This is a genomic window from Chryseobacterium sp. MYb328 (assembly GCF_037572595.1).
Taxonomy (GTDB): Bacteria; Bacteroidota; Bacteroidia; order Flavobacteriales; family Weeksellaceae; genus Chryseobacterium; species Chryseobacterium pennae.
On the sequence record NZ_JBBGZQ010000009.1, the window covers coordinates 126,084 to 150,039 of the forward strand.

Here is a 23,956-nt window from a genome sequence, read left to right on the forward strand (position 1 = left end):
ATTAATAAAATGAGGCCTTCCAAACAGGAAAAGCCTCATCTTTATTTAAAATTAAAACTAATTATCATTCATTAATCTTCCACATATTTATTTCTTGCAGCCTTCAAACCAAAGAAAAGCATGATCAATACTGCAGCACTCAGAAAATAGAATGAAGTGTTCCATGAAATATCCCAATCATGCAATTTTCCAAATACCGGTGGTCCAAATGCTGCAATCAGATAGCCTACGGATTGTGCCATTCCGGAAATCTTCACTGCATTGATACTGCTTTTTGTTCTTGTAGAGAAAAACAGAATTGATAAGCTGAAAGACAACCCATTGGAAATCCCAATAATTACGGCATTCACATAGATCCATTGAGATTTCAGGAATACAAACATCATGGTGCTTGCAAACATCAGCGCACATATAAACAGGATCATGATTCTTTGATTCTTCATTTTACTGGCAATAATCGGGCAGCAGAATGTTATGGGAATCATAGTGATCTGAATAACAAAAAGAACCCATCCTGAGCTTTCACCAGGCATATTATAATCAGTGAGGAATGAAGGCACCCAGGCAACCATACAGTAATAAAATAAAGACTGCAATCCCATAAAAATACTGATATTCCAGGCCTGAGAAGATTTAAACATATTAAAATCAGAAGTTCCTAAAGCTGTTTTAGGCTGGTTAGGATTTTTTTTGTTAAATATCATTTCCAGGATCAATACCAGAAATCCCAAAGCAGCGATCACCAGCCATATCCCCAGAGAACCACGCCATCCGAAACCTGTCCATTCTCCGATTCTCACACTGAATCCCGATGCTAAAGCAGCTGTAAGATTCATAGAAACCGCAAAGATTCCTGTCATCAGCCCGATCTGTTTCGGGAAATTATTCTTTACATAGCCGGGAGTCACCACATTTCCGATACAGATTCCTAAGCCGATAAATACTGAACCGATAAATAATAACCAAAGAGAACCTGAAATTCTGAGAAACAGTCCAAAACTTAAAATAATCAATGAATACATCAACAGTTTGCTGATTCCAAGCTTATTCGAAAACCGGCTTACCAAAACTGAGCAGACCGCAAACATAAAAAGTGGAATAGAGGTGAGAAGGCTTACCTGAAAATTATCCAGCTTCAGAGCATCTCTTACATCACCAAGTACCGGAGATACTGCAACAATGGGAGACCTAAGATTACTGGAAATCAATATAACCACCAATACATTTAAAATCATTAAAACATAAGAAGCGTTCTTTCTTACTTCGTTCTTCATCATATTAAAAACTTTTGTACAAAATTAGCATAGTAATTTTGTTTAATTTTGCCAAAGTTTTAACCTAAAACGACATGAATGCTAACGACAATATCAGGATAGATGAACTTAAGCAGCCTTATTTTGTATGGTTTGAAGATAACTGGGTTCATGATAACGTTCTCCATCACCATAAAAAGGGGCAATTGGTATATGTGGAAAGTGGGTTTCAGTATATCACGATTGAAGAACGTATTTATCTTCTTCCGCAGAATCACGCAGCCTGGATACCATCCAATATTATTCATAAAACCAATTCCCATTCAGAAAAGATCAAACTGATGATTATGTTTGCAGACACGGATCAGAAGAATGCTTTCTATGATGAGATCAATGTATTTTCCGTTCCTCCTGTATTGAGGGAAATGATAAAGTATGCAGAAAAATGGTCTAAGCTGATGAAAAAGGATGCTGGTGAAACCATTTTTTTAAAAGCTCTTTTTAATGAACTTCCTCATTTTGTGGAACAGTCCCTGAAGCTTCATCTTTGCCTTCCCAAAGATAAACGCTTAGAAAAAGTCATGGAACATCTTCATCATTATTACAATACTGAGATCAAAATAGAAGAGCTGGGAGAGCTGGCATTGCTTTCTTCCCGAAGCCTGGAACGTATATTCAAAAAGGAAACCGGCCTTACCCTGAGTAAATATCAGCAAATGCTCCGCATTATTAAAAGCCTTGAACTTTTGAGTTCAGGAAATTTAACAATTTCAGAAACTGCTTATGAAGTAGGATATAAAAGTGTACAGGCTTATAGCAGAAGTTTTCAGAGTGTAATGCAATCGAAACCAACAGATTTTATGAAAAATATTAACTTAGGGTTAGAAAAAGGGATTTATTCATGAATTATAATTTTTATAAATGTTAATATAAAAGTATTTACGTCCCCAAATTCTATAGATAACTCTCTTTTTATCTATTTATCATATAAATAAAAAAATATCAATTATATATTTGATTAAAGCAAAAAGGCCTCCAGAAAGGAGACCTTAAAAAAACACAAATGATGAAAAAAAATTATTTCGATTCACAAATATAAGCAAAAATTACATTATGCAACGCATTATATGTGTATTTTTTTTAAATATTATTTATTTCAATTAAAAATAGTCATTCGTTAATATATTTTACTTTTTCTTAACATTTTGAAATTTAGCCTTATCATATAAATTACTCCACCAAACACGATCCATTCTATTATTGCACTCACAATGTAAATGCTGTGAATTCCATACAGCATAGGAATAATAAGAAGGGCAGGAATATACAAGACGAGCTGCCTTAAAATACTTATCACGGTAGCCGGACGGGCATTTTCTACAGAAGGAAACCAAACCATTGCCATAAAAATAAACGGTAAAGCCGGTAAAACACTCATATAAATTCTGAAATCAGCTAGCTGGCTTGCCTGGAAAGATACATTGGGAATCATTACAGATAAAACCTCTGCCGGATAAAACATGACAAAAAGCCAGAAAGGGATCAGAATGATAAGTCCTGTGAAGGAGAAAAGCCGGTATGCCCTGATGGTTCTTTCATATTTTTCAGCGCCAAAATTCATTCCTGATACCGGCTGTAAAGCTCTCATGAGACCCCAAAGCGGAGTATTTAATAAAATATAAAATCGGTTAACTGCTGTAAAAAAGGTGACATCTGAATCTTTACCATATTTGGCAATCACATTGAAGACCACAATATTCTGAACAACAATCATCACCATCATAATAAAGCCGGGCATTCCCAGAGAAAGAGCTTCCCTGATTATAGCCTTGTCGTACTTTAAGGTCCAAAAGTGAGTGACAAAAGATGCCTTTCCGGATGCATAATACCAGACTCCCAGTACCATATAAATTATCATAGAAACATTGGTAGCCCATGCCGCACCGCTTACTCCGCCACCAAAGGAATCAATGAACAATGGTTTTAATGCTACATCTACAATCAAACCTACGGCAATCATCCAGGCTGCAGTTTTCATACGTCCTTCTGCACGGATTAGCATATTCAGTGCCAGCCCATGAATCCAAAAAAAACTGCCCAGAATGGTAGCTCTGAAATATTCTACTCCCAGGGTCAAAATTTCACCTCTTCCGCCCATCATATATACAAGATCTCTGGCGAAAATATAGCAGGGAACTGTAATTGCAACAGAAAAAATCAGTGTAAGAAAATTAACGGTTCCCATCGCTCTGTTCAGCTTATCTTTATCCCCTGCTCCAATCCAGATACTTACTGCAGATCCTACACCGGTACCTATTAATGTTCCAAATCCCTGGGCAAACTGTGCCAGAGGATAGGCTACTCCCACGGCAGCAAGAGCTGTATTGCTTATTAAATGTCCTACAAAAATTCCGTCAAGGAAATTATTCAGTCCGTACAGTACCATTGCGACCACTGCCGGCCAGGACATCTGCCACATTACTTTCTGCATATTCCCATTTAAAATTAGCTGTCTCTGTTGTTCCATTGTATATTGTAATCTGTGTGAAGAAGGGTAGTAATAAAGGAAACCGGAGCCAAAAAAAGAAAACTATTAAGATCTTAACGATCAATTAAATCTACATTACTCATTACCTACAAAAATAATTTCCGATTTATTTCTGCCGGCTTCCTATGAACACTCACTTTAACATTAATAATATTGTAAAACAAACTTACTGGTCCTAATCCTGAATCAGGGTCCTCAAAAAGGAATAAATAGTCCGCGAAAAGGAATAACTGATTGTTCAATCATAATAGGATATGCTTACTGAAGTAAAATTGATGATCTCAATGTGACTCTGCTCATAAAATAAAATGGATAGTTTGTTTTAATTTGAATAAAAAGAAGTATGAAACCAAAACAGATTAGAGGAGTTCCCGATCAGCAATCAGGTGGATTCCATGACACAGAAACCTATGTGAAATATGATCCGTCTCTGCTTCCATTAAAATATGGGATATTAAAAAAGAGATTCTTTTCTGTCAGTCAATGGAAGAGTTATTGTGGAGAAGCCTATGCAGCCTTTAAGCTCTATACTTCCAATGGCCAGCCTGTTGACCGGGATCCACAGAAAGGAGACTTTGTCAGAATCAATATTCCCGGACCGGGAGAAACAGAAGCCAAAGGATATGACTGGGTAGAAATTACTGATATTTGTTATTATGAAGATGCTCATTCGGAAAGTATTACGATGACCTGCAGACCCTCCCGCAATCCAACAGATAAAAGCAAACATATTGCTCATTTTTACAGTTCAAAAGCAACGTCTACTTTTATGATTCAGAGGGATTCTACCTATTTAAAAGCGGCTGTATATGGAAGAAATGAATCCCCTAACTTTAATGCCAGCTTTATTGATATTGTCCGTAATCTAATGGTAGCCATAGGAGGAATGGCAGGAATTGCCAAAATTCAGTGGAGACAGCTTACTGACGGGTTATTGGATTTTGTGTAAATCTACAATACGCTTTTTGATCTAGATCATAGTTCTGCCTGTAAAGGCTCTTTAATTTCGCTGCTTATTATTAAGCTATGGCAGAACTTGAAAAAATAATCTGGATATCCATCATTTTAATGATCCTGATTTCGGTAAAAGACAAAATAAAACTTGAGCTTCCTATTGTACTGGTATTGGCAGGGCTTATATTGAGCCTTACTAAGGTCGTTCCATCTATTGATATGAGCCCGGAAATGATTTTCTATACTGTACTTCCCCCTATATTGTTTGATGCAGCCTGGAATACATCCATCCCTGATTTCAAAAGAGAATTTCCTACAATTTCACTGATGGCTGTAGGTTTGGTGTTTCTTACCACCACCATTATTGCTGTAACTGTTCACAGTATTATTCCCGGTTTCACCTGGCCGTTATCTTTTGTACTGGGAGCTGTCATCTCGCCACCCGATGCTGTTGCAGCCACAAGCATTACAAAGAACCTTCCGCTGCCTCCGAAATTAACAACCATCCTTGAAGGAGAAAGTCTTCTAAATGATGCATCAGCGCTGATTGCCTACAAATGTGCCGTTATCGCTGTTACCAGTGGAGTATTTTCTTTCTGGAATGCAGGACTCCAGTTTGTTGGGATCAGTATTGGTGGAATATTCATTGGACTTGTGATAGGTTTTATATTCTTAAAATTACACAGGTATTTTAACGGAGACAGCAGTGCAGAAACCTTTGCTGTTATCCTGCTTCCTTTTGCTGCATACAGTTTTGCAGAGCATCTGGGATGTTCCGGTGTTTTGGCAGTCGTAGTATTGGGAATGTTTCTTTCCTGGAATTCATTTTCTTTATTCAGTGCGGGCAGCAGGATACAGATGAGTCATTTCTGGGATGTTATTATTTTTATTCTGAACGGATTGGTATTTTTAATTCTGGGAATGCAACTGCCGATAATTATTTCAAATATACCTAAAGGCGAGTTGCTTATCCTTGTTTTCTATGGCTTTCTTCTTTTTACTATTCTGGTCATCGTAAGACTGGCTGTACTTGCTTTATTTCCTGCTTTTTTCCAGCAGGCTCCTAAAAAAGGAAGTTGCTTTATGACCCAATCCAAAAAGGAGTATATTATTTTATCATGGTCCGGAATGCGTGGAGTAGTATCCCTGGCGGCGGCTTTGGCTTTACCGGTTCGGAACAGTCTGGGAATTGTTATAGAACAAAGAAATACTCTGTTATTTGTTTCATTTGTGGTAATCATTTTTACATTGGTTATTCAGGGACTTACACTTCCCAGGCTTATTCGTATGATAAAACCTTCTGCTCCCGGCAAACAGGAAGAAAAAGACCTGAACATACTTCTGTTGAAACAATCAAATATTTTTTTAAAAAGTTTGAACCGCGATAACAGTATGGTTGGGGAGGCCATAAAAATTATGTCTGAAAAACTGGAAAAAGAAGAAGACCAGCTGCTCCATGCTGCCCAAACATTTTCAAATTCTGGCAATACCGAATGGAAAAAAAAATATTTCCATTTAGAACTTGAACTTGCAGATTATCAAAGAAAAGAACTGATGAAAAATTATCATAAAGGTATCTTTTCTCTTGAAACCGTCCGCAAAAAAGAATGGGAACTGGATTTCTGGACAGCAACCGTGCATCAGGAACTCAAAACGTTACAACATTATTCCGAATCAAAAGAGTAGCCTTTTTTCCTTTTTTGATCTAAATCAAAGTTTCGTGTTGACTGTTCAGTGACATTTGCACCCGAATATTTTAAACAAAATTTATGAGTATAATATTAGAAAAAGGACAGACTATTAATTTCTACCAGGCGACTGCTCCCATTATCATTTCGGTATTCGGAGTTTACCTTACGATAGGAATTGCACTGGGAGTACTTCCCGGATTTGTCCAGAACACATTAGGTTTTGACAGCATTATTGTAGGACTTGTTATTGGTCTCCAATCATTGTCAACACTTTTGACCCGCGCATATTCCGGAAAAATTACAGATACCAGAGGAGCCAAGAAAAGTAAAATGTCTGGTGTGGTATTAGCTGTTATTGCCGGGGTTGTTTATGTACTTGCAGTACTATTTCAGGCTCATCCGCTGATGGCACTTATCTTTCTGTTAGCAGCAAGAATCATTCATGGTGTTGGCGAAAGCTTTCTGGTTACCGGAGCATTAACGTGGGGAATAGGGCTGGTAGGACACTCTAATTCTGGAAAAGTGATGACCTGGAACGGTATTGCTATGTATGCAGGAATTGCAATCGGAGCTCCTGTCAGCATCTGGCTGAGCAAAGAATTCAATATGCTGCCTGCCTTTATCCTTATAGCCTTGCTTCCCCTTATAAGTTGGCTTTCTACTGCAAAACTTCCTTCTATTCCTGTAGATAAAGATCATGTGCGAACGCCTTTTTACAAGGTGATCGGTGCAATATCAGGCCAGGGCCTGAGCCTTGCTTTTTCATCAATGGCTTTTGGATGTATTGCTTCTTTTATTGCTTTATTTTTCTCACAAAAGAATTGGGGGGATGCTTCACTTGCTTTTATAATTTTTGGAATATGTTACGTTCTTACCCGAATATTATTTGCTTCATTTCCTGATAAATACGGAGGTTTTAAGATTGCTTTCATCTCTTTGATCATCGAAGTGGCAGGACAACTGCTGATATGGACGTCTGCTTCCAAAACATTAGCTATTATCGGATGTGGGCTGACCGGGGTTGGATTTTCATTGGTCTTTCCGGCTTTGGGAGTTCTTGCCATTCAAAAAGTAAAACCACAAATGAGAGGAACAGCATTGGGAGCGTACGTTGCTTTTGTTGATCTTTCATTAGGATTAGCAGGACCAATTGCCGGACTGATTGCAGGCTGGTTTGATTATCAGGCAGTGTATCTTTTCGGGGGTATCAGCTGTATTGTATCTATGATTATTCTACTAGGTAATAAAAAATAAAAATGGAAAATTCTATCATCACTCAGGCAGAAAAAACGAAAAAAATACGTTCTGCATTTATCATTAAAAATAAACAGTATCTCACTCCACATCTTATCCGTGTGGTGTTTGAAATCAATGAAGACCAGATTGGTCTGTTAACCAATGTGCACTCTGGTTCTAATAATAAAATATTTATTCCTGTTGAAGAAGGAAGTATTCCTGTAATAAGAACATATACTAACAGAAAAATTGATCTTAAAAACCGGGAATTAACTATAGATTTTGTTGCCCATGGTGATAACGGGCCTGCATCTGCATGGGCATTACAAGCGAATCCTGGTGATTCTTTGGAAATAGGGATGAAAGAAAGTACAAGACCTTTAGTTCCCGATGCCGATTTTTATCTGCTGGCGGGAGATGCAACAGCATTGCCTGTCATTTGTGCTGTTGCTGAGCAGTTTCCTTCTTACGTATCAGCAAAAATACTATTAGAGGTGGCAGACAAAGAAGATGAGCTTATCCTGTGTTCTGCAGCAGATGTATCAGTTGAATGGCTTCACAATCCTCATCCGGAAGAAGGAAGCAAACTTGCAGAAGCTGTGAAATCTGTTCAGTTTCCACCCGGAGTTTTGAAAGAATATGTGTATATCGCTGCAGAATACACAACGGTGCATGAGCTTCGTAATTATTTTAAAACAACCCTACAATGGGATCCTCATGGTTTATATATATGCTCATACTGGAAAGCCGGACAGGCAGAAAATATCCGGACAGTTTAGATAAAAACAGTAAGCAAAACCTTTTTATCACTACTTTTGCTTACATGCAGGAACTTTTAGCTTCATATATTAAAAATAGAATATCAGTAACGGATGAAGAACTGAATACCATTCTTTCTTATTTCAAATGTGTTCAATTAAAAAAGAATGAGACACTCCTTACCAACGGACAGCACAGCCAACGGACATTTTTTGTCGTAAACGGTTGTCTTCGTATATTTTTTATTAATGAAGAGGGGCAGGATTCCACACGATATTTTGCATTTGAAAATCAGTTTGCAACAGCATTAACCAGTTTTATTACTTCTGAGCCCTCCGACGAATTTATTCAGGCCGTGGAGGATTCAGAAGTATATTACATTAGTCATGAAAGTTTTTACCATCTCCTGGATATTATTCCGCAATGGGAAAAATTTTACAGAATATATCTGGAAACAGCTTATGTGAGTAATACGAAGAGGCTGATGTCTTTCCTTGTTCAGGATGCGCTTGAAAAGTACCGTCAGCTGCTGAATGAAAATCCTGTTGTGGTAAGGCGACTTTCTAATAAAATGGTGGCTTCCTATCTAAATATTTCACAGGAAACTTTAAGCAGATTGAAATCAAGGCTTTAATTTTTATTTGATAAATCTAACATTATTACGAAGAGTTTTAAACCATTTTTTAAGGGAATAAAATTCTCAAAAAATTAATACTGGAGCCTGTTTAAGAAAAATTTAAACCTTATATTTGCACTCATGTTAAAATGGTTCTCCATATTATGTTCAATGATGTATGTGCTGGCTACCACCAATATGGGGGAAGTAGTGAAGGTGCCTATGTTTGTAGAGCATTTTATGGAATATCATGGAAATCTTTCAGAATTTGTCATGGAACACTATGATAATCACAAAAAAGATGCTGACTGGGATCTGGATCAAAAACTTCCGTTTATCAATCCACCTATTGTACTCACCGTACATGCCCAGCTTCCTGATTATACCTTTGAGATCAAAAAACCTAAGGAAATCAGAATTCCTCAGAAAAATAGCATTTATCAGGAAAAGGACTTTTCAAACCTTTATCTTTCCAATATTTTCCAGCCTCCGCGGCATTCTTAATTGATTAAAATTTAAAAATCAATACTTTAAGATTTACTTGAAGTATTGGATTCTTATTATCTATCAATCAACTATGTAGTTTGTTATCATTCTACTTGTATTTTGCATTAAAAAATACTTTTCAATATTTACTTTGAACTTAAATAAGTTGATAATTTTATTGTTAACGTATTAAAATACAGTAAGTTGGTAAAATTTTGCAAATCATCTAATTAATCATTTTTCATGTTAAACAAAATTATTGAGTTTTCTGTAAAGAATAAACTCATCATTGCTCTGTTCACCATAGGATTAGTCCTTTTCGGAGTATATGAAACCACCAAACTTCCCATTGATGCACAGCCTGATATCACCAATAACCAGGTACAGATTATCACTACCGCACCATCCTATGGAGCTGCAGATATTGAGCGTCTTGTAACCTTTCCTATTGAGCAGGCAACGAGTAATATCAGTGGAATCACTGAACTCCGAAGTCTTTCCAGATTCGGATTGTCATTAGTAACCGTAGTTTTCGATGATGATACCGATGTATATTGGGCACGCCAGCAGGTTCAGGAACGCTTACAGCTCGTTCAGGACAATATTCCTGAGGGGATTGGTAAACCGGAGCTGGGGCCTATTTCTACAGGATTGGGAGAGATTTTCCAATATGTGGTAAGAGCCAAAAAAGGCTATGAAAATGTATATGACGAAACAGAGCTGAGAACTATTCAGGACTGGGTTGTCAGACGACAATTGCTGGGAACCAAAGGAGTAGCGGATGTAAGCAGTTTTGGAGGAAAGCTGAAACAATATGAGATTGCCATTAATCCTAATAAACTTCAGGCTTTTAATATCAATATCAATAATGTCTTTGCTGCGTTGGAAAAAAACAACCAGAATACCGGAGGAGCTTATATTGAAAAGAAAGAAACCGTCCTTTTTATCCGGAGTGAAGGGCTTTTGGGTACCACAGAAGATATCGGAAGTATTCAGGTGGCAGAAACCAAAGATGGGATACCGGTTCATATCAAAGACGTAGCTTCTGTAAAGATCGGATATGCGACAAGGTATGGTGCCATGACTTATAATGATACCGGAGAAGTATCTGGAGCCATTGTATTGATGCTTAAAGGAGAAAATGCCAACGTTGTGATTGGCAATATTAAACAAAGACTTGAAAAAATCCAGGAATCTTTGCCCGAAGGTGTTGTAATTGAACCTTTTCTTGACCGTGCTAAAATGGTGAACAATACCATCAGTACAGTAAAAACCAATCTGATGGAGGGGGCTTTGATCGTAGTTTTCATTCTTGTTTTATTCCTTGGAAACTTCAGAGCTGGATTGTTAGTAGCTTCTGTTATTCCTTTAGCCATGCTGTTTGCCATTATTATGATGAATATCTTTGGTGTTGGAGGAAACCTGATGAGCCTCGGAGCATTAGACTTCGGTCTTATTGTGGATGGTGCAGTGATTATTGTAGAAGCCGTTCTTCATCAGCTGGCGCATAAAAAACACTTTGGTAAAGATAATATGCTGAGCAAAAAGGAAATGGATGACCAGGTTTCAGGTTCTGCTACCAAAATGGTAAATAGTGCTGTTTTCGGACAGATCATTATTCTTATTGTTTACCTTCCGATCTTTACTCTACAGGGAATTGAAGGAAAAATGTTCAAACCGATGGCACAAACTGTTGCTTTTGCGCTGATTGGGGCATTTATTCTTTCCCTTACTTACATTCCTATGATGAGTTCATTGGTATTAAGCAGAAAGAAAAAGGAAAAAGACAATATTTCAGACAGGGTAATGACTAAAGTGGAAATAGGACATCAAAAGTACCTGATGAAAGCTTTAAAGTACCGAAAAACAATTATTTTGGCTGTTGTTGTTCTTTTTGCCGGCGCTGTTTTCACCCTTTCCAGAATGGGTGGTGAATTTATTCCATCGTTGGAAGAAGGAGATTTTGCAGTTGAGATGAGAATTCTTCAGGGAAGTAATATTAATGAGACTAAAAAAGTCACTACTCAAGCTTCCGACATTCTTTTAAAACAGTTTCCTGAAGTACAGAAGATCGTTGTCAAGATCGGAAGTGCTGAGATTCCAACAGAACCAATGCCGATGGATGCAGGAGATATGATTATTGTTTTAAAACCTAAAAAAGAATGGACATCAGCTTCTTCATTTCCTGAGCTTTCTGAAAAGATGAGTAAAGCATTAAGTGTTATTCCAGGATTGACAACAAGCTTCCAGTTTCCGGTGCAAATGCGCTTTAATGAGCTGATGACCGGAGCCAGACAGGATATAGTCTGTAAAATTTATGGAGAAGATCTTGACAGTCTTACTACCTATGCTAAAAAGTTGGGAAGTATCATCAATACGGTAAAAGGAGCCCAGGATCTTTATATAGAACCTGTTGAAGGAGCCCCACAGGTAGTTATAGACTACAACCGATCCGAATTATCAAGGTACAATATTTCTGTTGCTGAAATCAACAGGGTCATCAATATGGCTTTTGCAGGCCAAACTGCTGGAGCATTATATGAAGGAGAGAAAAAGTTTGACATTGTTGTCCGCATGGATAATGAATATAAAAAAGATATTGCCAGCATTCAGAATTTACTGGTTCCTACCGCTTCAGGAGAGCAGATTCCCTTATCTCAGCTGGCAAAAGTAGAGCTTAAAAACAGTCCTAACCAGATTCAGAGAGAAGATACCAAAAGAAGAATTATTGTAGGTTTTAATGCAAGGGGTAGAGATGTTCAGAGCATTGTGGAAGAGTTGCAGCAAAAAGCAGCTAAAGGGCTGAAATTTACACCAGGCTATACCATTTCTTATGGGGGAACTTTTGAAAACTTAAACGAAGCTAAAGCAAGGTTGGGACTTGCTGTTCCTATTTCTCTGGTAATGATTTTCCTGCTGTTATTTTTTGCATTTGGTTCTGTAAAACACAGTTTATTAATCTACACTGCCATTCCGTTATCAGCAATCGGAGGGGTATACTTCCTTGCTTTAAGAGGAATGCCTTTCAGCATCAGTGCCGGAGTTGGATTCATTGCTTTATTTGGAGTGGCTGTACTTAATGGAATTGTTTTGATCTCAGAGTTTAACCGCTTAAAAAAGAACGGAATAACCAATACCAGCAGAATTGTACTGATGGGAACAAGAATCAGGCTTCGTCCGGTTCTGATGACGGCTTTTGTTGCTTCATTAGGTTTTCTTCCTATGGCGATAAGTAATGGTGCAGGAGCTGAAGTACAGAGACCTTTGGCAACCGTAGTAATAGGAGGGTTGATGCTTGCCACTTTCTTAACCTTATTTGTACTTCCTATTCTCTACGTCTTATTTGAACATATTAATAAAGATAAAATGAAATTCTCTAAAAAAATAAACTATAAAAAACTGTCTGTTTTCTTGCTGTTGATTTCTTTCGGAAGCATTCAGGCACAGGAAAATATCACTTTTGAACAGGCTTTGGAAAAGGCTTACCAACAAAACGGAATGCTTAAAAGTTCAAAATTAATTGCTGATTATCAGGAAAAGCTAAAAGCCAGCTATCTTGATCTTCCCCAACTGGAAGTTACGGGAGCATTCGGACAGATTCAGGGTGAAGAAACTGATAATTCATTCGCAATTTCCCAAAGATTCAATTTTCCAACGGTGTATTCAAAAAGAAAACAGATGCTGGATGCAGAATGGACGGCAAGTGTTATCAGCCAAAACCTTACAAAAACACAGCTTACCAAAGAAGTTACGGATGTTTTCTATAGAATATTGGTCCTTCAGGAAAAGAAAAAAGTATTGGAATACATTAGCCAACTGTACAGCAACTTTGCTGATAAAGCCGGTTTAAGATTAAAAAAAGGAGAAGCAAACATTTTAGAGGAAGCTACTGCAGAAATTCAAAAGGAACAGATGAAAGTACAGCTGAATTCTCTTGAAAATGATCTGAGTATTGCAAAACTACAGCTTCAGTTACTTCTTCAGTCTGATACTCCTTACCAACCTATTGCAGAGAGACCAACAATGAACGTAGGACTTCAGATTTCAGAGGAAATGGTAAAACAGCATCCTGAGCTTCAGTATCTGCAACAACAGATTAAAGTAGGAGAGGCTGAAGTACAGCTTGAAAAAAGCAGATTGCTTCCTGACCTTCTTATCGGCTATACCAATCAGAGCATGAAAAACATCAATAATAACCGTTTTAATTCAGTTCAGGTGGGAGTAGGAATTCCATTGTTTACTAAAGGGCAAAGAGCATTAGCCAAAGCTGCTGAAGCCAAAATTGCCATCTCTGAAAATCAATATCAAAGAAAAGAAATTGAACTTAAAAATAGATTGGGACAACAGTTGAACAACTATATGAATCAGCAGAGAATCATTGAAAATTATGAGCAGAAACAGCTCCCCAAATCTGAAACGATCTTAAAAACCGCTCAAAAGCAGATGGATGCAGGAGAAATTGATTACCTGAACTGGGTAATCCTGGTGAATCAGGCTGTAAAGACCAAGGCAGATTACATTGATAGCCTGGAAAGACTGAATCAGATCGGAGCAGAACTCAATTTCTTAATTTCAAAATAACAGCATCATGCAATTCAAAATAATATCAATATACAGTCTGGCCCTAGTATTTGCCTTGTCATCATGTTCAGGCAAGAAAGAAGAGGAAAAAACAGTTTATGAAAACACAAAATTTGCAAAAGGGACTGAAAATACCGTTCATCTTACCTCACAGCAAATTCAGTCAGTAGGAATTACAACTACAACCATTCAGAACAGAAATATGGAGAAACTGGTTCGCCTGAATGGAAAAGCAGAGATTGCGCCTTCTCATATCAGTTCTGTTTCAAGCATTATGGGCGGACATATCAAATCAATCAACATAATTAATGGAAGCCACTTCACTAAAGGTCAGGTACTGGCAGTGGTGGAAGATCCGCAATTCATACAGCTTCAGCAGGATTATCTTGTAACCAAAGCGCAGCTTGAGGCGGCAAGACTGAACTTGAACCGTCAGAAGGACCTTAATACAAGCAAAGCAAGCAGCGATAAAACCATGGAAACTGCACAGGCAGATTATTCAACTTTAAATGCTACCCTGAGAGGTCTTGAAGAAAAGCTGCGAATCATCGGAATCAATGCTAAAGGGCTAAACACCGGAAATATAAGAAGCAGAATTAATGTTTATGCACCATTCAGTGGTTTTGTGAGCAAAATACTGGTGAATAACGGTCAATATATCAATCCTGCAGATACTTTATTTGAACTGATTAATCCGGCCGGATTACTTTTAGAATTAAAAATTTTTGAAAATGATGTTAATGATATAAAAACAGGGCAGGAAATCCTGGTATATAACAATCAAAAACCTGATGTGAAGTCCAATGCCAGAATTGTAAGTGTAGTTCCAAGTATTGAAAACGGAGGTTCTGCAACGGCAGTAGCCAAATTATCATCTGCCCATTCAGAATTTGTAAAAGGGATGTACATCAATGCTGAAGTGAATATCAGCAACCGATACACTCAGGGACTTCCGAATGATGCTGTAGTTTCTTTTGAAAGCAAAAACTATGTTTTTGAAGACCTTGGAAAATCAAATTATAAGATGATTCCCGTGGTCATTGGTATTTCAGATGATCAGTTTACAGAAATTGTAAAAGCAGATTTTTTAAAAGATAAAAAGATTGTACAGAAAGGAGCTTACAGCCTTCTGATGATGTTGAAGAATAAGGCAGAATAATCGCTTTATATACATGTAAAAAAAGGTTTTGTTTACCAATGGTAAATGAAACCTTTTCTTTTGTAGAATGCCAGTAAATAATGACAAATAAAAAATGCTGTTCCTAGAAGTTGAGAACAGCATTTTTGTTTGATTTCAATAGAGATTGTTTATTTTACAGCTTTGTCCACTATTTTACAGTCAGCAGTGCTTAATTTTTGTCCGTCTTTGTAGCTGATCTTTTTTTCATCGGCATACTTAGATTGTCCGTCTTCTTCTTTATGATCTCCAATTCCTTCTGTTAAAGCATTGTCTTTCTGTAAGAAGTAAATATCTCTTTTACTCTTTTTACCTTCAGAAGAAAATTCGTAGGTAAGTTTCAGAGTATCTCCAGATTTAAATCCTGTTACGTCTCCTTTTGAACTGTCTTTTTCACTGTTTTTATACGATAGTTTTCCGGTAATCGTTCCCAGGTTGTCGTCAATAGAAGCAAAAACACTGTCTTTTCCAGTTACTCCTACATAGCAGAACGATTTTGGCCCTAGTGTATCTATCACAGGTTCTTCTACTGCAATAGTATCAGTATTCACTTTAGGAGCAGGAGCTTCAGTTTTTTTATTACAATTGATCATTACTGCTGAAACAGCAACTATTAAAATTAATTTCTTCATATCCTTAGTTATTTAAAATCAAATTTTGAAGCGCTAAATTAGTGATACTATTTATATATTAATGAATATTTTTCTAAAGTTTAAAAATATCATTCATTTGGGCACGGAAAATGATTTATATTATTCTATTTTTAAATTTATTATTATGAAAAAGACTGTCAGAATGCTGGGATTAGGATTATTATTTTTAGGGTTGCATTCTTTGATGGGGCAAACACCTCAAAACTATATTTATACTTCATCGGGAGACCTGAAGAATATTGAAAAGATGATTGTACGAAAAGATATTGGAGGAGTGCAGATTGTCTATAACTGGAGAGCTTTAGAGACTTCAAAAGATGTTTATAATTTTTCAGGCATTGAAAAAGATTTAGAGTATTTGACTTCTTTAGATAAAAAACTGTTTATCCAGCTCCAGGACAGATTTTTTGAGCCTCAGGCAAGATATGTTCCTGATTATATTTTGAAGGAAAAGGAGTATACCGGTGGACTGGTGGCTCAATATGATAATCCGGGAGAGAATAAACCTGTTGGAAGTGGTTGGGTAACCCAGCAATGGAATCCTGCCGTTAGAGAACGATATCAAAAGCTGATAGGAGAGCTGGGGAAAAGGTTTGATGGGAAAATTCAGGGAATTAATCTTCCTGAAACCTCAATAGATATTGAAATGAAAAAAGATAAAACCGGCTTTAGCTGTGATAAATATTTTCAGGCAGAGTTGGATAATTTAAAATTTGCAAGGCAAGCATTCAAAGAATCTTATGTATTACAATATGTCAATTTTTTTCCGTGCGAATGGGAAAATGACCATCAGTATATGTCCAGATTATTTGATTTTGCCGATAAAAATAAGATAGGGTTAGGCGGGCCGGACATTGTTCCTGATAAAAAGGCTCAGATGAAGAACTCTTATCCGTTTTTTAATCAATATAAAGGAAAATTGCCACTGGTCGCTATGGCAGTCCAGGAGCCCACTTTAACTTATATAAATCCAAAAACAAAAAAGCCCTTTACAAAAGAAGAATTTGTGAATTATGCACAGAATTTTCTTGGGGTTAATATTATATTCTGGAGCGTGGAATCTCCCTGGCTGCTAAATTAATGAACATTTTTTTAAACCATTAAGTAATATCTTAATGGTTTAAAATTATTGTTTAACCACAAAAGTCATAAAAGTTTTTGAACGCTTTAGTTTTTTAAGTTATCAAGCTTTGCATATTAGAAGTTTACATAAGTTTTGAAAATCTTTGATTTTCTTGTTACGTACACTTTGTCATTCGGTAGGAATCCAATCTTTATTATTTAACCACAAAAGTCATAAAAGTTTTTGAACACTTTAGTTTTTTAAGTTGTCAAGCTTTGCGTATTAGAAGTTCACATAAATTTTAAAAATCGTTGATTTTTCATTTTCACTCTAATACTCTAATACTCTAATACTCTAATACTCTAATACACTAATACACTCAAACTCTCAAACTCCCCCTAAACCCTCTCGCCGCATAATAAGAATCTGCACCGTTATGATAATAGAAAACGGTATTGTAACGTCTGTCGCAGAAAACAGCGCCTCCAAGTTCTCTAATTGAAGCAGGTGTCTGTATCCAGCTGGATGTTTTCTGATCAAACTTTCCTAATTCCTGAAGGTGGCGGTATTGTTCTTCGGTTAAAATATCAATACCCATTTCTGAAGCTTTATCAATGGCGTTGCTTTCAGGTTTGTTGGCTTTTCTTGATTCCCATGCTGGGTAATCGTAGCAAAGGCTTCTGCGTTTTGGGCTTTCCGGAGCACAGTCGAAGAAGATATATTCGTCTGTTTTTTGGTTATAATCCACAACATCAGGTTCGCCTTCTGTTTCTTCCATTTCATTTAATGACCAGAGCTTTTCAGGGCTGGATTTCAGTTTGGATTGGATGTTTTCCCATTTCAAACCTTTGTGGCGATTCATATTTTTTTCAAAACGGGTTTTCAGTACTTTTAGAAGAGTTTCGCTTTGTTCGGGAGTTAATGATTTCTTTTTCATGTTAAATTTTGTTTTACTGTTTGTTCTTTTTGAATGAGTTGGTTTCTGTTGTTGGAACTCGCAAAGGCGCAAGAGGTTTTGGAGGCTGAGAATATTTTTAAGGCGCAAAGATTTTATCACGATAAAATTAATTTAAAAAAACTTTACTATTAAAAATTAAGTGATTATATAAAATTTTACACTCATTCTGATATCTTATTTAGTATGATTCTGTCATTCCTTTTTCATGTTAAATTTTGTTTTTACTTCTTTTGAATGAGTTGGTTTCTGTTGTTGGAACTCGCAAAGGCGCAATAGGCTTTTGAGGCTGAGAATATTTTTAAGGCGCAAGGATTTTATCTCCGATAAAATTGAATGCTACATACTTTCATCTCATATTTGGTGAAAATCTTAGATTTTCTTGCGCCTTAAAAACAGCATTAGGTTTTAATCCTTAGTGTCTTTGCGATATTCCAACAAAATCAATGTTATCTGCATAAAATTTTTAATTGTGTGTTAGTTGTTGTTGAGAGAGATTTTTCGGTTTGCAGGTCTGAAATACCATGAAATCATAACCAGAACAAACAGTAAGACAGCAGGGAAGGTTCTTCCAGCGGTATCTCCCACAATAAGATGCGAAATAACTGCTCCGGACATGACGAAGAAAAATCCTGCGTAAGCCCATTCTTTGAGTAATAAACGTTTCGGGATGAGTATGGCAATGACGCCGAGAAGTTTCCAGACTCCGATGATGGTCATGAGGTAAGCTGGATAGCCAAGGTTGGTGAAATTGGCTAGCTCATCCTTATTTTTCATAAGCTGAACAATGGCAGTAGAAACCATGCCTAATGCCATCCAGAGTGTAAAGATCCAATAGATGATCTTTGTTCTTTTTTCTGATCGGTTTGATGTTTCCATATTGATTATGTTTTGTGATTAGTCGGTAAGGCCTTTTCCTTCGAGGATTTGAGGGATGCATTTTTCTATTCTTGCTTCCCTTGTTTTGGATTGTTTGGCAGAGGAAAAGTGGAGTAGATAAGCTCTTTGTCGGCCTGGGGTTAGGGCTTCAAAAGCATCTTTTAATATAGCATCCTGATCCAGTCTGTTTTGAAACTCTTCAACCATTTCGAAGTCTTTGGTTTTCTTCATTTCAACCTTTACTCCGGACTCTTCAATTTCAACCGCTTCAAACATATATGCCCGAAGTTCTTTTTCAAGATCATTGATCTGTTGTATCTCAGTAAAACGGATTTGTCTTGCAGCCTGTACATTTTCAGATTGCTGAATTAAAATCTGGTCGGGATCTTTCATCAAAGCGCCTTTGAAAAAGAGTAGGGCACAATATTCTTTAAATCCGTGAATTAAGAAAATATTTTTCCCTTCATAGGTATAACACGGACAGCCCCATTTTAAATCTTCTACCAATTCGGTACTTAGAGCAATGGTTCTTAATGCTTCAAATTCTTCTTTCCACTGTGTGGCGTTTTCGAAGAAAAAATTAACTTTTGGATTCATGTTTTTGGGTTTGAGGGTTTTAGGGTTTGAGAGTATTAGAGTAGGAGTGTGATAACGTTCAAAGTTTGATGCTTAAAGTTCAAAGTTGTTTTCCTTTCACTAATAATTGACGATTCACTTGCGAAGCAAAATTCACTATTGGCATCCACAAGTTAAACTCAGACATCATCGTCTCTCATCTCTTCGTCTATTATCTATTGGTCTCTAAACATCTCCTGCAAACGATCATGCGCCCTATTAATTCCCTGAGCAAACGGCATTTTCAGATGCTGATCTCTGAAGTCTATGGATTTGTATATCGTCTGGATGGTGATTTTACTTGTTTTATCTGTTAGTTTTTCAAATTCTAAGAACTCGATCTGAACCGGAAAAGGAGTATTTTCCATCTGGAATGTTCTTATAATTTTCTCATTTTCAACAATGTCGTGAATCGTTCCGTTAGCACTAAACATTACTTCTCCCTGAGGATTTGAAGTTTCAAAACGGTAACTTCCGTGGGGTTGGTTTTCAAATTTGGTCACTTTGGTTCCCATCCATTGTTCGAAAAGTTCAGCTTCAGTATACGCCTTGAAAAGCAATTCTAAAGGAAGATCAAATTCTCTGATAATGAAGATTTCCTGCTTTCCATCTTCTGCCTGGATTTTTGTTTTTAGTTCCATATTTTAAGGTTGGTGTTTTGGGGTTTGAGAGTATTAGAGTATTAGAGTATTAGGGTTTTAGAGTGGGAGCGTTTAAGGTTGGCATCCTTTCCCTGATGATTAACGATTCACTTGCGAAGCAAAATTAACTATATACAATCTACAAGTTAAACTTTGCCCTCATCGTCTCTCATCTCTTCGTCTATTATCTATCTGTCTTACTTATTATTACTCATTTTTCAAATTCTGGTACGCCTTCATCACACTTTCCAGCTTATTGAATTTCTCATCCCACATGTTGCGGAATGGCTCTATAAAATCGGCTATTTCTTTCATTTTATTGGGATTAAGGTGGTACGTAATTTCACGGCCGTTCTGTTCAGATCTCAGAAGTTCGCATTCTGTGAGGATCTGAAGATGCTTGGAAACGGTAGGTCTTGCGGTATCGAAATTGGAAGCAATGGCTCCTGCAGTCATAGATTGAGCAGCCACCAGCATCAATATAGATCTTCTGGTAGGGTCTGCGATGGCCTGGAATACATCTCTTCTTAAATTCATTGTGTAGTTATTTGACTATAAATATATGTGTAGTTATTTAGCTACGCAAGTTTTTTTTGGGAAAAGTCTTGATTATTTACCTATTATAGAGTCAGAAAGGGAGATTTATTGACTCATTATCAATGTCTAACAATTCTGTTATTTGGCCATTTGATTTAATAATTAAAGAGATTGTTCTTTGATTATTTATGTCAAAAGTGAAATTATATATGTTGAATGGTTTCGAGGTAAAGCTTTCTGAGTTTCGCTGACTAAACCACGTAGAAAAATCAGCTAAAAAAATTGTATGATTATCAATTAGTGTAATACTCTCTATGGGATGTTTTTTAGAAATATGCGTGATGGCTAATATTTTTGCACCATTTTCATCAACATAAACTCTATCAGAATTTTTGAATATATTGGTAATTCTTTTACCTATTTTAGTCCAGCCTTCAATTCCTTTTTCAAGCTTTTCCCCAAGGGTGATTACACTTGTTATGGAGCTAAGTATAGCAAGAACTAGAACCCAGTCAGCTCCTTTACCCAAATTTAGATCTGAAATCTGAACTTTATTATCAATCTGTTTGAGCTCATACAATATATCATCAAGTTCCTTGGAATCTATTTGAGATAATTTGTAATTAAGTAAATTTTCTGAAAGTCCTTTGGGTAGTATTATTAGTTTCATTCAAGATTAATTTAAAAGTTAATATTCAACTTCATGAAGGTTGAATTTTTTAGTAAATTCATAATCAAGCTCACTTATTACTTTATACAATGCTGGCACTAATTTTTGAACATAATCAAAGTTAAAGTTTAAGTAGTGGCTTTCTATAAAATTTTCATTTGGAAATTGGCGAATGAAATCTTTTGAAATTTTACTTCGGTTATGGACAGCTAAATTTCTTTGTTTAATAAGAAGATTTATTTGTTCAGATTTCTCTTTAAATATTTCTACTCCAACTCTTTCTTTAAAAAATTTTTGAATTCCATCGATACTTTGATAAAATAATGCTTCAATCTTCTTATTAGCAATTGCATTAATTAAACTTTGATAATCTTTAAAGGATAAAATAAAATCAAGTTGTTCAGTTTCTTTGGATTTGAGTACTCGAGGGTCACTTATTACTATCTCTGATAAAATCTCTTTGAAATAATTTTCAAAATTATCAATTGTTTTAATGTACATCATTGTTGATAATGTTGTCTCATAGTAATTTATTTCTAAGAATTCTTTCTCTTGTTGAGGGTTAAGTTCATAAGGAAGTTCTAATTTACCATTGAATGATTTTAATTTATCGATAGATTTTAATAAATCTTCATTAATCAAATTATTACTTACCTTTAGATAAAGTAGAATTCTTTCTATGCTCTCAAACTCTATCGCAGCATTTATAAACGATTGTGAAGCTTTATTTTTCTTTAGTATTTTCATGAGAAAATAATTTATAAATAAATAGAAAATATTTTTCTAATTGTCTTTTCTTAGTTTTAATGGAAGGAATTTATCAATTTCTGAATCACTGAAAGTTAATTCCTCATTTATCTGAAGAGCTTGTTGTGCTTGGGTATAAGCTTTGCTAAAAGTCCTAGGCGAACCTTTATAAGTCTTAGAAAGATCATCTAATAATTCGTTTCTCTTTTCAATTATAGACTCAGGTGTGAGTAATCCTGCTTTTAAATCGGTCAAAAGAGAGAGATATTTTTCTCTAATGTCAAATAATTCAAGGGCAGCTGTTGAATGTTTTTGAATAGTTTCACCTAAATTATATTCTTTGAGAAAACTTGTAAAACCGAATTGGATCGCAGACAAAATTGTACTAATAATTAATGCCCATTCTTCTCCTTTAAATACTCTAACTAAAAGCCCTGTTGTAATAAGAGCCGCTAAAATTATTTGTATATTTTTAATACAATTGTTTCTCCGAGTAAGTATATCAGCACATTTTTCCTGTGTTTTGTGAGAATAGACTATTTTTCCATAATTTTCTCTTAATTGGGCCTCTAGTACTTCTTTAGTTAGGGAATCTGTTTCCATATATTTCTTTCCATTTTTGTTTTGCAGACCATTCCATATTATCATTTTGATATTTGATAGCCTCTTTCGCTTTATTATAAGCAATTGTAGATTTATATCGAAAATTTTCAGGATTATTTATTGTTTGATAGCTTCCTATTGCAGACCAAGTTAATTGATTTTGTGGTTGATTTTTGAGGTATTCAAAAAAATCACGACACATCAAGTCGTAGTATAGATAAGATTTATTGCGATGTTCCCAATTAGTTAAAAATCTATAAGCCAATGTATCTATTAATAATCCTTTAATAGGAACATTACAATAGTGCTTCCATGCTCTTGTCATCCTGCATAGAGGGCGTAGATTGTAATTGGTCGTGATATCACCAATACCTATTGTGTTAATTTCTGGTATAGGATTGGTTGTTTTCCAACTGCCCCCACCATTTGAGTCAGCAAAAGTATATGAACCATCGTCATTTTTAAAAACAGGAAGCACTTCTATTTCCATGCCATCTGTAAACTTTATCGAAACAATCTGACCATCTCCTTTTAGAGTTGTATTAGGGTAGGTTTTTGCAAGCGCATTTTTAACTGCTTGTAAAAATGCAGATTGACCATTACCAATGTAGCTATTATAACTTTGATATAGTGTCCAGGGCATCTCAAATAGCATATCTATATCACTAACCCATCCAGTAGCAGTATTCCGGCCAAAAGAACCAATATATCTACCCCCAGTAATATTATCATCCAAATTCCAAAAATCTTTGTTCAATCTTTTACAGATACTCAAGTATCTTATTGAAATTGTTGAGCGTAATGGAGTTCCAATTAATAAATTAGTAGAAAAATTTTCAAAATATACAGCTTCACTCATCTTATATCATTATCTTTTTCTATTAATTTCTCCAACTTCTCAATCATCTCTCTCTGCTGCTCAAGCATACGCTCATAAAGTTCTACCATTTTATCAAGAGGGTTGAAATTAAATGTAGGCTGAACATTCACACCATTTGAGTGGTCATGTGTATTGAAAGTATTAGAAATAATATTCACTGCCTGTTCCTCATCAAAATTCTCAATCGCTTCCGCCGGAACTTTCAAAATCTTCGCTACCTGCGCTAGAATATCAGATTCTACGGTTTCTTTTTGCTCTAAAAGAGAGACTTTCTTCTGGTTCCAGTCGTCACCCAATTCAAAAGCTAAGGCTTCCTGCTTGATGCCCAGCATTTCACGGAAACGTTTTATATTTCTACCTTGATGTATTTTCTTATTTTGCATATCTGTGTAAGTCATAATAACAAATATAA

Annotated in this window: 23 protein-coding genes; 10 read left to right on the forward strand and 13 right to left on the reverse strand. The window is 36.0% G+C overall.

Annotated elements, in window-relative coordinates; genetic code table 11:
- Nucleotides 1–71 precede the first annotated feature (71 nt).
- On the reverse strand, nt 72–1,277 hold the full coding sequence (locus WH267_RS11315; protein WP_340008262.1) for a CynX/NimT family MFS transporter: 1,206 nt from the start codon (nt 1,275–1,277) through the stop codon (nt 72–74).
- 71 nt (nt 1,278–1,348) lie between these two features.
- Between WH267_RS11315 and WH267_RS11320 the strand changes: the two genes are divergently transcribed.
- On the forward strand, nt 1,349–2,158 hold the full coding sequence (locus WH267_RS11320) for an AraC family transcriptional regulator (RefSeq protein WP_115971496.1): 810 nt from the start codon (nt 1,349–1,351) through the stop codon (nt 2,156–2,158).
- Between the two features lie 272 nt (nt 2,159–2,430).
- On the opposite strand, the gene WH267_RS11325 is transcribed toward WH267_RS11320, so the two are convergent.
- A complete protein-coding gene (locus tag WH267_RS11325) occupies nt 2,431–3,780 on the reverse strand; it encodes an MATE family efflux transporter (RefSeq protein ID WP_115971497.1) in 1,350 nt (449 codons plus the stop codon).
- Between the two features lie 364 nt (nt 3,781–4,144).
- Between WH267_RS11325 and WH267_RS11330 the strand changes: the two genes are divergently transcribed.
- The 8 genes from WH267_RS11330 (at nt 4,145) to WH267_RS11365 (ending at nt 15,283) form a co-directional block, all read left to right on the forward strand.
- Entirely contained in the window at nt 4,145–4,750 is a 606-nt protein-coding gene (locus tag WH267_RS11330) for a hypothetical protein (RefSeq protein WP_340008264.1), read from the forward strand.
- Between the two features lie 77 nt (nt 4,751–4,827).
- Nucleotides 4,828–6,441 (forward strand): Na+/H+ antiporter, encoded by a 1,614-nt coding sequence (locus tag WH267_RS11335; protein ID WP_340008266.1) that lies wholly within the window; start codon nt 4,828–4,830, stop codon nt 6,439–6,441.
- A gap of 83 nt (nt 6,442–6,524) precedes the next feature.
- Entirely contained in the window at nt 6,525–7,700 is a 1,176-nt protein-coding gene (locus WH267_RS11340) for an MFS transporter (protein ID WP_340008268.1), read from the forward strand.
- A gap of 2 nt (nt 7,701–7,702) precedes the next feature.
- Nucleotides 7,703–8,461: a siderophore-interacting protein gene (locus WH267_RS11345; RefSeq protein ID WP_340008270.1), complete on the forward strand. Its 759-nt coding sequence runs from the start codon at nt 7,703–7,705 to the stop codon at nt 8,459–8,461.
- A gap of 44 nt (nt 8,462–8,505) precedes the next feature.
- Entirely contained in the window at nt 8,506–9,075 is a 570-nt protein-coding gene (locus WH267_RS11350) for a Crp/Fnr family transcriptional regulator (RefSeq protein WP_115971551.1), read from the forward strand.
- A 123-nt stretch (nt 9,076–9,198) separates the two neighbouring features.
- Nucleotides 9,199–9,561, forward strand: coding sequence for a hypothetical protein (locus WH267_RS11355; protein WP_123947355.1), 363 nt, complete (start codon nt 9,199–9,201; stop codon nt 9,559–9,561).
- A 225-nt stretch (nt 9,562–9,786) separates the two neighbouring features.
- Nucleotides 9,787–14,124, forward strand: a complete 4,338-nt coding sequence (locus tag WH267_RS11360) for a CusA/CzcA family heavy metal efflux RND transporter (protein WP_340008272.1) — start codon at nt 9,787–9,789, stop codon at nt 14,122–14,124.
- A gap of 7 nt (nt 14,125–14,131) precedes the next feature.
- Nucleotides 14,132–15,283, forward strand: a complete 1,152-nt coding sequence (locus WH267_RS11365) for an efflux RND transporter periplasmic adaptor subunit (protein WP_340008274.1) — start codon at nt 14,132–14,134, stop codon at nt 15,281–15,283.
- Between the two features lie 149 nt (nt 15,284–15,432).
- On the opposite strand, the gene WH267_RS11370 is transcribed toward WH267_RS11365, so the two are convergent.
- Nucleotides 15,433–15,933, reverse strand: coding sequence for a hypothetical protein (locus WH267_RS11370; protein ID WP_340008276.1), 501 nt, complete (start codon nt 15,931–15,933; stop codon nt 15,433–15,435).
- A 145-nt stretch (nt 15,934–16,078) separates the two neighbouring features.
- Between WH267_RS11370 and WH267_RS11375 the strand changes: the two genes are divergently transcribed.
- The gene (locus tag WH267_RS11375) at nt 16,079–17,035 is read left to right on the forward strand and encodes a hypothetical protein (protein ID WP_340008278.1); all 957 of its coding nucleotides are present in this window, start codon (nt 16,079–16,081) and stop codon (nt 17,033–17,035) included.
- Between the two features lie 361 nt (nt 17,036–17,396).
- Here the strand turns inward: WH267_RS11375 and WH267_RS11380 are convergent, their stop codons facing one another.
- The 10 genes from WH267_RS11380 to WH267_RS11425 all read right to left on the reverse strand — a co-directional run bounded on the left by WH267_RS11380 (nt 17,397) and on the right by WH267_RS11425 (nt 23,942).
- Nucleotides 17,397–17,954, reverse strand: coding sequence for a DUF4256 domain-containing protein (locus WH267_RS11380; protein ID WP_340008280.1), 558 nt, complete (start codon nt 17,952–17,954; stop codon nt 17,397–17,399).
- Nucleotides 17,955–18,449: 495 nt separating this feature from the next.
- Nucleotides 18,450–18,851: a DoxX family protein gene (locus tag WH267_RS11385; RefSeq protein WP_340008282.1), complete on the reverse strand. Its 402-nt coding sequence runs from the start codon at nt 18,849–18,851 to the stop codon at nt 18,450–18,452.
- 18 nt (nt 18,852–18,869) lie between these two features.
- Nucleotides 18,870–19,448: a YdeI/OmpD-associated family protein gene (locus WH267_RS11390; RefSeq protein ID WP_340008284.1), complete on the reverse strand. Its 579-nt coding sequence runs from the start codon at nt 19,446–19,448 to the stop codon at nt 18,870–18,872.
- Between the two features lie 194 nt (nt 19,449–19,642).
- A complete protein-coding gene (locus WH267_RS11395; protein ID WP_340008286.1) occupies nt 19,643–20,107 on the reverse strand; it encodes an SRPBCC domain-containing protein in 465 nt (154 codons plus the stop codon).
- Between the two features lie 207 nt (nt 20,108–20,314).
- On the reverse strand, nt 20,315–20,644 hold the full coding sequence (locus WH267_RS11400; protein ID WP_340008288.1) for an ArsR/SmtB family transcription factor: 330 nt from the start codon (nt 20,642–20,644) through the stop codon (nt 20,315–20,317).
- A gap of 91 nt (nt 20,645–20,735) precedes the next feature.
- Nucleotides 20,736–21,314 carry a hypothetical protein gene (locus WH267_RS11405; protein ID WP_340008290.1) on the reverse strand — a complete coding sequence of 193 codons (579 nt, stop codon included), beginning with the start codon at nt 21,312–21,314 and terminating at the stop codon, nt 20,736–20,738.
- Nucleotides 21,315–21,332: 18 nt separating this feature from the next.
- On the reverse strand, nt 21,333–22,061 hold the full coding sequence (locus WH267_RS11410; RefSeq protein ID WP_340008292.1) for a hypothetical protein: 729 nt from the start codon (nt 22,059–22,061) through the stop codon (nt 21,333–21,335).
- A 36-nt stretch (nt 22,062–22,097) separates the two neighbouring features.
- Complete coding sequence (locus tag WH267_RS11415; RefSeq protein ID WP_340008293.1) at nt 22,098–22,664, reverse strand: SLATT domain-containing protein; 567 nt, start codon at nt 22,662–22,664, stop codon at nt 22,098–22,100.
- Nucleotides 22,642–23,523 (reverse strand): SMODS domain-containing nucleotidyltransferase, encoded by an 882-nt coding sequence (locus tag WH267_RS11420; protein WP_340008296.1) that lies wholly within the window; start codon nt 23,521–23,523, stop codon nt 22,642–22,644. Before WH267_RS11420 ends, WH267_RS11415 begins: the two co-directional genes overlap by 23 nt.
- Nucleotides 23,520–23,942, reverse strand: a complete 423-nt coding sequence (locus tag WH267_RS11425; protein WP_340008298.1) for a helix-turn-helix transcriptional regulator — start codon at nt 23,940–23,942, stop codon at nt 23,520–23,522. Before WH267_RS11425 ends, WH267_RS11420 begins: the two co-directional genes overlap by 4 nt.
- Nucleotides 23,943–23,956 lie beyond the last annotated feature (14 nt).